The 10,832-nt window shown below is 66.7% G+C and carries 9 protein-coding genes; 5 read left to right on the top strand and 4 right to left on the bottom strand.

The features are described 5' to 3' along the window. Positions 1-122 precede the first annotated feature (122 nt). From AC3WLE_RS29745 to AC3WLE_RS29755, 3 genes are read right to left on the bottom strand one after another with little or no spacing between them, the layout of a single operon-like run. Positions 123-1,157: a Zn-dependent oxidoreductase gene (locus AC3WLE_RS29745; RefSeq protein ID WP_492357403.1), complete on the bottom strand. Its 1,035-nt coding sequence runs from the start codon at positions 1,155-1,157 to the stop codon at positions 123-125. 12 nt (positions 1,158-1,169) lie between these two features. Beyond that, positions 1,170-2,378: a D-mannonate dehydratase ManD gene (manD, locus tag AC3WLE_RS29750; protein ID WP_492317778.1), complete on the bottom strand. Its 1,209-nt coding sequence runs from the start codon at positions 2,376-2,378 to the stop codon at positions 1,170-1,172. 19 nt (positions 2,379-2,397) lie between these two features. Next, the gene (locus AC3WLE_RS29755) at positions 2,398-3,162 is read right to left on the bottom strand and encodes a GntR family transcriptional regulator (RefSeq protein WP_492357404.1); all 765 of its coding nucleotides are present in this window, start codon (positions 3,160-3,162) and stop codon (positions 2,398-2,400) included. Between the two features lie 161 nt (positions 3,163-3,323). On the opposite strand from AC3WLE_RS29755, the gene AC3WLE_RS29760 reads away from it, so the two are divergent. The 3 genes from AC3WLE_RS29760 (at position 3,324) to AC3WLE_RS29770 (ending at position 7,807) form a co-directional block, all read left to right on the top strand. Next, positions 3,324-4,820, top strand: a complete 1,497-nt coding sequence (locus AC3WLE_RS29760) for a mannitol dehydrogenase family protein (RefSeq protein ID WP_492317780.1) — start codon at positions 3,324-3,326, stop codon at positions 4,818-4,820. A gap of 36 nt (positions 4,821-4,856) precedes the next feature. Next, positions 4,857-5,876 carry a TRAP transporter substrate-binding protein gene (locus tag AC3WLE_RS29765; protein WP_492317781.1) on the top strand — a complete coding sequence of 340 codons (1,020 nt, stop codon included), beginning with the start codon at positions 4,857-4,859 and terminating at the stop codon, positions 5,874-5,876. A gap of 62 nt (positions 5,877-5,938) precedes the next feature. Then, complete coding sequence (locus tag AC3WLE_RS29770) at positions 5,939-7,807, top strand: TRAP transporter large permease (protein WP_492357405.1); 1,869 nt, start codon at positions 5,939-5,941, stop codon at positions 7,805-7,807. 79 nt (positions 7,808-7,886) lie between these two features. Here the strand turns inward: AC3WLE_RS29770 and AC3WLE_RS29775 are convergent, their stop codons facing one another. Next, positions 7,887-8,423, bottom strand: a complete 537-nt coding sequence (locus AC3WLE_RS29775) for a response regulator transcription factor (RefSeq protein ID WP_492317783.1) — start codon at positions 8,421-8,423, stop codon at positions 7,887-7,889. Between the two features lie 453 nt (positions 8,424-8,876). Between AC3WLE_RS29775 and AC3WLE_RS29780 the strand changes: the two genes are divergently transcribed. Both AC3WLE_RS29780 and AC3WLE_RS29785 read left to right on the top strand, forming a co-directional pair. Next, positions 8,877-10,019, top strand: coding sequence for a hypothetical protein (locus tag AC3WLE_RS29780; protein WP_492357406.1), 1,143 nt, complete (start codon positions 8,877-8,879; stop codon positions 10,017-10,019). Between the two features lie 36 nt (positions 10,020-10,055). Then, positions 10,056-10,832 (top strand): hypothetical protein (locus AC3WLE_RS29785; protein WP_492363609.1); only part of this gene is annotated, 777 nt, incomplete at its 3' end.

Here is a 10,832-nt window from a genome sequence, read left to right on the forward strand (position 1 = left end):
CCAGCTCGCGACGATCCGCCTGCCGCCTGGCTGCCGAGCGCTGGGCCAGGTTATGCAAGTTGCGCCGTACGCCCGGCAACTCACCTGCGTGAGGAAACCCGATGAGTTCGAAGTCCGCCATGTCAGCCACCATGACCAAAGTCAAGCAGCACCTTGCAGCATTCGCCCGGATTGCCCTCGGCCAGTGCAAAGGCGCCGGCAACATCGCGAAAATCGACGTGGTGCGTGACAATTTGCCCGGGATTGACCAGGTCTTTCGCGATCCAGTCAATCACCGTCGGGAACATCGCGCAGTTAAGCCGCGAGGCATACAGCGTCAATTCCTTCTTGGTGAGTTCCTGTTGCGGGATCGCCGATGGCGTCGGCGAAAAGCCCAATACCCCGATACGCCCGGCCGGTGCCGCAATGCGCACGGCCTCCTCCAGGATGGCCGGATGGCATACGGCATCGAAGATCAGTGTCGGACCGCCTTCCACGCCTCGCGCCGCCAGCGCCTGTTCGATGGGTTCGCGCGCGGTGTTGATGACCTCGTCCTCTCCGGCACCGCATTGCCGCGCGAGCGCGAGGCGCTCGTCGAGGTGATCCGTGATGTAGGCGCGGAGGCCATGGACGCGCTTGAGGACCTGCATCAGGTTGAGGCCGACCGGCCCCGCGCCATAGATCAATGCCACATCCTGCGCAAGCACGCCGGTGCGGTGCGTGACATTGGCCGCCACCGCGAACGGCTCGATCACCGAAGCGCTGGCTTCGGGCATGCCGTCCGAAATCACATAGGCATTGCGGGCCGGCACGCAGGCGTACTCGCTGAAGCCGCCGTCGCGGTGCACCCCGATCACCTGGAGCCGGCTACACACGTTCTGGCGGCCGATCCGGCATGCATGGCATTGTCCGCAGCTGATGACCGGATCCGCCACCACGCGCTGGCCGATGCGCGACGCATCAACCCCGGCACCCACGGCATCGATGGTGCCGACGAACTCGTGGCCGATGACGCGCGGATACGCCACGAACGGATTGTGACCGCGGAAGATATGCAGGTCGGAACCGCAGATGCCGGCATAGCGCACGCGTACGCGCACCTCGCCGGCAGCGGGCTCCGGCATTGGCCGCTCGCACACGGCCATGCTGTTGGGTTCTTCGACAACAATGCTGAGCATCGGAAACTCCGGCTACCAGTGCCACATCGAGCCATCCGCCAGCCGCGCAACCGGCAGGTAGGCACGTTCGTAGGGATACTTTGCGGCCAGTGCTTCGTCGATATCGACACCAAGGCCCGGCACCTCGTCCATGACCAGGTAGCCGTCTTCGAAGCGGTAGTTGTGGGGAAAGACCGCATCAGTCAGTTCGCTGTGCGGCATCAGCTCCTGGATGCCGAAGTTGGGCGCCCACAGGCCGAAGTTGACCGCGGCCGCCATGCACACCGGCGACAGGTCGGTCGCCCCATGGAACCCAGTCCGCACCTGGTACATGGCTGCGAAGTCCGCGATGCGCCGCACATGGGTAATGCCGCCCGCATGCACGATGGTGGCGCGGATGTAGTCGACCAGTTGCTCGCTGATCAGCGTCTTGCAGTCCCAGACCGAGTTGAAGACTTCCCCCACCGCCAGCGGCGTCGTGGTGTGCTGGCGGATCAGCCGGAACGCCTCCTGGTTCTCTGCCGGCGTGGCGTCTTCCAGCCAGAACAGGCTGAAGGGCTCAAGTTCCTTGCCGAGCCGCGCGGCCTCGATCGGCGTCAGGCGATGGTGGGCGTCGTGCAGCAGGTGGGGCCCGAAACCCACGGCATCGCGCACCTTGCGGAACAGTTCGGGCGTATGGCGCAGGTAGAGCGATGTATCCCAGGGCTCTTCCGGCGGCAGGCCTTTCTCGGCAGGCTCGTAATGGCCGCCACCCTTGCCCACGCCATACACCTTGCCCAGGCCGGGCACGCCGGACTGCACGCGGATGGCCTTGTAGCCCTGCTCCACATGACGCTGCACGGCCTCCACGGCCTCGGCGTGGTCGCGTCCGTTGGCGTGGCCATACACCATCAGCCCTTGCCGGCTTCTGCCGCCCAGCAACTGGTACACCGGCATGCCGGCCAACTTGCCCTTGATATCCCACAAGGCCATGTCGATGGCGGCGATGGCGGTCATCGTGACCGGGCCGCGGCGCCAGTAGGCGCCGCGATACAGGTATTGCCAGATGTCTTCGATGTTGCGGGGATCGCGCCCGATCAGGCACGGGATCACGTGCTCGTCCAGATAGGCCTGGACCGCCAGTTCCCGTCCGTTGAGCGTGGCATCGCCCAGGCCATGGACGCCTTCATCCGTCATCACCTTGACGGTGACAAAGTTGCGTCCCGGACAGGTGACAATGGTCTGTACAGATTCGATCTTCAAGTCGCGTTCCCCCGCGAGGTCAGTCAGTGAAATGGCTCTCCGGCGCCTGCTTGCGCAACGCCTGGAGATGCTCGGTGATGTGGTTGATGTGCGCAGCGACGCTGGCCCCGAGGCCCGCGACATCGCGCGCCGCCATCTGCGCCAGCATCTGCTCGTGCTCCTGCAGCGCGCGGCTGGCGTGGTCGGCCACCCGGCCCAGCAGCAGCCAGCGCACCCGGTCGAAATGCCGCTTGATGGGCTCGAGCATGGCCCACACGTTGTGCCTGCCCGCAAACTCGAACAGCCTGCGGTGCATCAGTTCATCCAGCTCCGAGAACAAATCGGTCTGGTTGCTGGCGACGGCGGCGCGCTGGCGCTCGACGATGCTGCCGAATTCCGCCAGTTGCTCGCTCGTGATGGACAGCGCCAGTTGCACGTGATTGGCGCACTCCAGCGTGCAGCGCACGAAGCGCCCCTCTTCGATCAGCGAAGTGCGCACCGGCGCGACGATGGTGCCGACCTGCCGGTAGATCTGCACCAGCTGCTCGTCGGCCAGCATGGCCAGCGCTTCACGCACCGGCGTGCGGCTGACTTCGATCGCCTGGGAGATCGCCGCCTCCGACAGCGCCATGCGCGGGGGCAGCGTGCCGCGCACGATGGCTCGCTGCAGCATCGCATGGACCTGGGCGGTGTAGGAACGGTCCTTTTCCAGCTGGAATCCAGCCAGTGCACGGGCCAGGACCTCTTCGGCATTGAAGGCTTCCTGGGAATTTTCGCGAACAAGCGAGATACGAGAGGCGCGCATTTGGGGTCGGTTATTTGTGTGTTACTGCCATGGTAGCACGTCGACGTTTTCCCCATGGTTCGGCGTAAACCCGCATGGATTCGCCAATTACTCGACGCTACAGTGCACAAAACCGCCGCACTACCATGGCAGTAAACATAGAAATGTGATCCTTTGTCGATATGCAGCCCATTTCCGCCACGGCAGCACGCCATCAGCGCCTCTCACAAGAAGCCCTTCTCAAGGTGCGTGCCGGGGTCGAGCGTCCTCGCTACGATCGCTCCGGCCTGGGCCGGGGCATCGTGCATCTGGGTCTGGGTGCATTCCACCGCGCCCACCAGGCGCTGTACACCGAAGCCGCCCTGGCGCAGGGCGATACCCGGTGGGGAATCATCGGCGTCAGCTTGCGCAGCCCCGCCACGGGCAACACGCTGCAAGCCCAGGACCATCTCTACTCGGTCACCGAGCGTCATGGCGATGCCAGCCACACACGGATCGTCGGTGCCGTGGTTGCGTCGCTGTATGCGCCGCAGGCCCTGCAGCAGGTGATCGACGCCATCGCTGACCCGGCCGTCACCGTCGTCACCAGCACCGTGACCGAGAAAGGCTACAGCCAGCATCCGTCCACGACCGGGCTCGACCTCGGCGATGAAGACATCCGCCACGACCTGGCCAACCCGGAGCGCCCCCGCAGCACCCTCGGCATCCTTGCGGCGGGCATACGCCGCCGGCCGCGCGGCGCCCCGCTCAGCGTGGTGTGCTGCGACAACATGGCGGGCAACGGCGACACCTTGCGTCGGCTGCTTGCACAGTTCGCGGCGCTGTCCGATCCAGACCTGGCACGGCGCATCGAGGACGAGATCGCACTGCCCAATTCGATGGTCGACCGGATCGTGCCGGCCGCCAGCACAGCATCGCTCGACCTGGCCAGCCGGCTGCTCGGCGTGCGCGACGAAGCCGCCGTCGTGTGCGAGCCCTTCACGCAATGGGTCATCGAAGACCGTTTTGCGGGGCCACGGCCCGCATGGGAAGCCGGTGGCGCGCTGCTGACGACCGATGTCCGGCCTTACCAGGCGATGAAGCTGCGCCTGCTCAACGGCACCCATTCGGCAATGGCCTATGCCGGTCAGCTTGGAGGATTTGCCAGCATCGCAGACGTCATGGCGAATCCCGCTGCCGCCGCATTCGCGCGGGGCGTGATGCAAGACTTGCGCGCCACCGTTGCGGCGCCGCCAGGCTATGACGTCGACCGCTACTGTCGCGACCTGCTGCATCGCTTCGAGAATACCGCCCTCGCCCACCTGACCGCGCAGATCGCGACGGATGGCACGCAGAAGATCCCCGTGCGCTGGCTGCCCGCCTTGCGCGAAAGCTGCAGCGCGGGCGTCGAACGGCAATTCCTTGAGCGTGCGCTGGCGATGTGGCTGCATTACCTGCGAACCGGCCGCAGCGACCACGGCGAGGTACTTGCGATCAGCGACCCCGGCGCCGCCGCATTGGCCGAGCGCCTGCGCAGCGCAGGCTGCGACGCCGATGCCGTGCGCCAGGCGCTCGGCCATGCCGCCGTCTTTGGCACCACGCCGTGGCCTGCGCCCCTTGCCGCCCGCCTTGCCGCTTACCTGGCGGTACTGGCAAACCGCGGCGCGGCGGCATTGCTGTCCATGCCGCCGCGCCAATAAGGCGCCAGATCTTTCGATACAGGAGCACACATCACCATGACCTTCTCCCTGACACGCCGCCAGTTCGGCGCCTTGGCCGCCGGCAGTCTCGCGCTCGCATTGCCGGTACGTCACGGCTTTGCCCAGGGCGCCAGCATCCGGCTCAAATACGGCACGGCGTTTCCTGCGGACCACCCGGGCACACTGCGCATCAAGGAAGCGGCAGAGGCCATCCGCAAGGACACCAGCGGCAAGGTGGATCTCCAGGTGTATCCCGCCAGCCAGTTGGGCAGCGAGCCCGACATGATCTCGCAGACCCGCGCCGGAGCCATGGATTTCATGTCCACTGCCGGCACCAACCTGCAGACGCTGGTGCCGACCGCCGGCATCAACGGCGTCGCCTTTGCCTTCAAGGACTACGCCACGGTCTGGGCGGCCATGGATGGCGACGTCGGGGCGCACGTGCGGGCAGCGCTGGGCAAGGTCAACCTGCACGTGTTCGACAAGTGCCTGGACAACGGCTACCGCAATATCACCTCGGCCAGCCGGCCGGTTCAGACCCCTGCGGACCTGAAGGGCTTCAAGATCCGCGTGCCCGGCATCCCGCTCTGGATCTCGATGTTCAAGGCGCTTGGCGCCTCGCCGACCGCCATTCCGTTCGGCGAGCTCTACTCCGCGCTGCAGACGCGAGTGGTGGACGGCCAGGAAAACCCGCTCGCCCTGATCCGCAGCGCCAAGCTCTATGAAGTCCAGAAGTTCTGCTCGCTCACCGCGCATACCTGGGATGGCCACTTCATCTTCGGCAACGCCAGGAAATTCCAGGCGCTGCCGAAGGAAGTGCAGGCGACCATCGCCACCCATTTCAACAGCGCGGCGCTGCGCCAGCGTGAAGACATCGCCAGGCTGAATGTCGATGCGCAGGCGGAACTGGGCAAGCTGGGCATCACGCTGAACCGGCCCGATCCCACGCCTTTCCGCCAGTTGCTGCAAAGCGCCGGCTTCTACACCGAGTGGAAGAAGAAGTACGGCGACGAAGCCTGGGCCAGGCTCGAGAAATACGCGGGCCGCCTGGCCTGACGCCATACCACCACACTGAACGAGAAGCCGCGCCTCAGCGCGTGCCGCATGGAGACACGACGATGGAGCACACTGCCGAAACCTTCGCTGCCGCACCGCAGGAACCAGGCGCCGCCCTTGCCTTCTGGGGCCGCGCCATGCGCTGGGTCGTGGAGATTCCGGCCGCGCTGATCGTGCTTGCCGAGATCGCCATCCTGGGCCGTGGTGCGTTCGCGCGCTATGTCCTGCATGCGCCCATCCCCTGGACCGATGAACTGGCCAGCATGCTGTTCCTCTGGCTGGCAATGCTGGGCGCCATCATTGCGCTGCAGCGCAGCGCGCACATGCAGCTGACCACCTTCATCAAGGACCTGGCACCGGCCAGGCGCGCGTGGCTCGATGCCTTCGGCATGTGGCTGGTAGTGGCGTTCCTGCTGATGCTGGTCTGGCCGGCCTACGAGCACCTGAGTGAACACATCGAGGTCTCGTCGCCAACGCTGGAGATCAGTGAAGGCTATCGCTCCGCGGCGGTGCTCGCCGGCGCGCTGTTGATGCTGGCGACGGCCGTCATCCGGCTGGTCGCGCAGGCCGACTGGAAGCGGGTTCTCGTCAGCGGCGTGGCGGTGGGCGTGATCGGGGCAATATTGTGGGCCTTGTCCCCGGTGCTGGCAGAACTCGGCAACATCAACCTGGTGATCTTCTTCCTGCTGATGCTGGTGGCATGCGTCGCCATTGGCGTGCCGATCGCCTTTGCCTTCGGCCTGGCCACCATGTGCTACCTGGCCTTCACCACCACGACCCCGCTGTCGATCGTCCCGAACCGCATGCAGGAAGGCATGTCGCACCTGATCCTGCTCGCCGTGCCGCTCTTTGTCTTCCTGGGCGCGTTGATCGAGATGACCGGACTGGCGCGCGCAATGATCAGCTTCCTCGCCAACCTGATCGGGCATGTACGCGGCGGCCTGCAGTACGTGCTGCTCGGCGCCATGTATATCGTGTCCGGCATCTCCGGCGCAAAGGCAGCCGACATGGCCGCGGTCGCGCCCGCGCTGTTCCCGGAAATGAAGCAGCGCGGCGCCAGGGACGGCGACCTGATCGGATTGTTGTCGGCGTCCGGCGCGATGTCCGAAACGATCCCGCCCAGCATCGTGCTGATCACGGTGGGATCGGTCACCGGCGTGTCGATCACCTCGCTCTTCATCGGCGGCCTGATGCCGGCGGCGGTGGGCCTGGTCATGATGGCCTGCGTGGTCTGGTTCCAGGCGCGCAAGGAAGACATGAGCACGGTGGTACGCCCTACGCGCGCCGTGATCGTGAAATCGCTGCTGGTGGCCCTGCCGGCCCTGGCCTTGCCCGTGATCATCCGCACCGCGGTAGTGGAAGGCGTGGCCACCGCGACCGAAGTGTCCACCATCGGCATCTTCTACGCAGTGCTCGCCGGCATCTTCGTCTACCGGCGCTTCCACTGGCGCAGCATCTACCCGATGCTGGTCGATACCGCTGCGCTGTCCGGCGCGATCCTGCTGATCGTCGGCTGCGCCACCACCATGGCGTGGGCACTGACGCAATCGGGCTTTGCCGACGACCTGGTGAAGATCATGTCCGCCGTGCCGGGCGGCAAGACCGGATTCCTGCTGGTGTCGGCGCTGGCATTCGTCCTGCTCGGCAGCCTGCTTGAAGGCATCCCGGCCATCGTGCTGTTCGGCCCGCTGCTGTTCCCGATCGCAAAGATCGTCGGCGTGCATGAAGTCCACTACGCCATGGTGGTGATCTTCGCCATGGGCCTGGGCCTGTTTGCGCCACCGTTCGGCGTCGGCTTCTACGCGGCTTGCGCCATCGGGCGGGTTTCGCCTGACGTGGCCATGCCGCGGGTCTGGCCGCACATGGCGGCGCTGCTGGTGGCCTTGCTGCTGCTGACGCTGGTGCCTTGGTTCTCGATCGGGTTCCTGTGAATGCAGTCTTTCGTGCACCCCTCGATGTCTGCCTGAAAATTCGTGTCGTCCCTTCCGGTTAGCCGATACCGGACCGCTGTCAGGTTTGGGCGCCGTCCGCGCCTCCAGCGCATGCCTGCATATAGCAGAACACCATCGCCGCGCGCGAACGGACGCCGAGTTTGCAGTAGATCGTCTTGAGATACGAGCGGACGGTAAATTCGCTGATATGAAGCCGGCCCGCGATCTGCTTAGTCAAATAGCCCATGCAGACGAGTTGCACGATCTGCAGTTCGCGCACGGTCAACACGCTTCGCACATCGGGGACGGCGGGACGCGGCTCGCCGGCCGGCAGCGGCGCGGCCGCCGGCACGGCCACCGGATCAGCGATCAGGGCGTAATAGTTCCCCTCGAACTCGAACTGGGTAATCTCGCCTTCCCCGTACGCCCCCCCGCGTGGCGCACGCAGGCCGCCTACCTGCAGCAACCGACATCGCCGGCCGCCCAGTTCGACCTCGCAGACCTCTCTCCCCCAACTGCCCGACCGGATTGCCGCCGCCCCGTACCCGGCCGTGGGCAAATCCCCTAATGCGCTGTACGGTGCCAGCAGCGCGCCCCGGCGGAATCTGTGAAGCATGGTTTTTCCTTCTTGTCGTTCCGCCTGGCAACACGACGACGAGCGAACGGCACGCCGGATGCCCGCATGACGGCACAGCTCAACTGCCGGCTTCGAGTCCGCATTCGTATCCATGCGCGCTGACAAGCTGCGTTCCCTGAGTCATGCTGCAGTGCCCCCGCTGCACTTTTCCCTGACACAGGCCGCTCGAAACTTCTTTGTTTTGGCATATGGCCGGTGACTTTGCAAGGAAAAAGCGAGAGCGCAAGCAGGCTACCCCATTCCGGCTACGGCAAGTCGGCACGCCCCGCCTTGCGGGCCCGTTGTGCCGTACCCCGATGCGCCGGTCCTGTCGCGCCCGGCCGGTCGCGCGAATCCCGCCGTGCCAGAGGCATCGGGCGATGCGGCGGGCACCTCGCCGCATCTAGAGTGGCCATGACAGCGGCATGACACACGGCCGCGTGGAGGCATGCGATGAGCGACCAATTCGACAATGACCTGATGGAAGACCTCGGCGTGGACGAATACGCCAGTAGCACGGACTACGGCGACACGGCCGACGACGCCGCCGATCATGCCGGGCTGCAATCGGGCTTCGCGCGGACCGCGTCCCCGTTTGACCAGGACGGGGGCGACGATACTTTCACGGACGAGACAGATTCGGCCGATATGGCGGCCGCGCAAGACACCGACATCGGCGACCACATCGACCAGATGGCCGTATGGAACGCCTTCGAGGAAGAAGTAGCCGACGGCCTCGACGCCGCCGACGACGACGAATTTCTCGGCCGCCTGCTGGGCGGCCTCGGCCGCGCGGCCGGGGTGATAAGCCGCCAGGCCGGACGCATGCAGGGCGTCGCACGAAGGGCGGGCCGCGTGGCGGGACAGGTGGGCCGGGTGGCGCAGGCTGCTTCCCCCACCGCCAACGCGGCGGCCGCCCTTGCGCGCATGCTGGGCACGCCGAACCTTGCGCGCGGCCTGCAAACCGCTGGCCGCCTTGCCGGGGACGTCAGCCACGCGGCGCGCCAGGCGCGCCGGCAGGCGGGCGCCTTCGGCACCCTTGGCGGCGGCACGCAGGACATGCTCGCGCAGATCAGCCAACTGCTCGCCTCGCAGGCCAGCGCGAGCCAAGGCATGGACGCGATGATCGATCTCTATGCCAACGACGGCATCGACGAGGCCCTGCCCGCAGCGGTGGCGCTCGCCACGCGCGCCGCCGCGCGCGGACTCGGCCTGTCAAATGTGGCGCAACTATCGGCCGCGGGCCGGCGGCAACTCGTGCGCGGCGTCGCCAGCGCGGCACGCGAACTGGTGCGCGCAGGCGGACCCGGGGCCACACGCGCCCTGGCACCGCTGGCGCGCGCCGCCACCCGCGTCGCACGCCAACGCCAGCAACCGCCGAACCAGGCCGCACGGGCGCTGCGCCGTGGGCTGCCCCAGGCCGCGCGCCGCGTCGTCGCCAATCCCCGCATGCTCGATCGCCTGGCGCAACCCGCTCCCCCTGCGCCGATGGCCCGCCCCACAGGCATCGGCCGCGGCGTGCGCACCATCCGGCAGAGAAGAGCCCGGACCTTCCACTTCGGCGGACCTGTGACGCTGACGGTCGCACCCCGCTGAGCCAATCAACTTGATCCGCACACCAAGGAGCACACCATGGACCGATTCGAGGCCGATGTAATGGACGAGCTGATGGATGAAGCCGCCGAGGGCCCCACTCGAGGCAGCGCGATGGACCTGATGCACGACGACGGGTACGACGAATCCGACGAGGGCAACGACAGCTACGACGAATGGGATGAAGGCGAGGACAACTTCGTCGGCCGCGTGCTCGCAGGCGGCGCGACCCAGTATGACGAAGGCGAGGACGAGGGCGATACCTACGAGGACGTGGACGGCATCGACTCCGTCGACGAATACGAGGCCGCCTACGACGAACTGGACGGCATGGAGGACGCCGTGGCCGATGCCATGGAAGCCGGTGACGCCGACGAGTTCTTCCGCCGCCTGCGGCGCATGGCGAGCGGCGCGGTCAATGTCGCGCGCCGCGTGGGGCAAGGCATTGGGCAGGCCGCGCGTGTGGTGGGACCGATCGCCAGCATGATTCCTCTTCCACAAGCGCAGCTGATCGGGCGCATCGCCAATGTGGCCGGGCGCATGCTCGCCGACGGCGCCGACGAGTATGAGACCTTCGACGAACTGGTGGATGGACTCGACGAGGATGCGATCGACGCCGCCGCGCCGGTGCTGGCCGGCATGGTGCTCCGCCGCGCCCTCCCCTCGGTCGCGCGCGCCGCGCCCGCCGTGCGTCGCGCCGCGGTGCGCGGCGTGGCCCAGGCGGTGCGAACGGCCACCCGCACCAGCGGCTGCGACAGCTGGCGCGCCGCCTGGGGTCGCCGTGCCACGGCTTGCGCGGTGCGGGTGGCGGTACGC

The organism is Cupriavidus sp. FW306-1B-F12B (genome assembly GCF_058781795.1).

Bases quoted from the DNA above. Each gene is read 5' to 3' on its own strand.
- AC3WLE_RS29765 (WP_492317781.1), top strand. From the start codon at position 4,857: ATGACCTTCTCCCTGACACGCCGCCAGTTCGGCGCCTTGGCCGCCGGC.
- AC3WLE_RS29770 (WP_492357405.1), top strand. From the start codon at position 5,939: ATGGAGCACACTGCCGAAACCTTCGCTGCCGCACCGCAGGAACCAGGC.
- AC3WLE_RS29760 (WP_492317780.1), top strand. From the start codon at position 3,324: ATGCAGCCCATTTCCGCCACGGCAGCACGCCATCAGCGCCTCTCACAA.
- AC3WLE_RS29745 (WP_492357403.1), bottom strand. From the start codon at position 1,157: ATGCTCAGCATTGTTGTCGAAGAACCCAACAGCATGGCCGTGTGCGAG.
- AC3WLE_RS29780 (WP_492357406.1), top strand. From the start codon at position 8,877: ATGAGCGACCAATTCGACAATGACCTGATGGAAGACCTCGGCGTGGAC.
- AC3WLE_RS29775 (WP_492317783.1), bottom strand. From the start codon at position 8,423: ATGCTTCACAGATTCCGCCGGGGCGCGCTGCTGGCACCGTACAGCGCA.
- AC3WLE_RS29755 (WP_492357404.1), bottom strand. From the start codon at position 3,162: ATGCGCGCCTCTCGTATCTCGCTTGTTCGCGAAAATTCCCAGGAAGCC.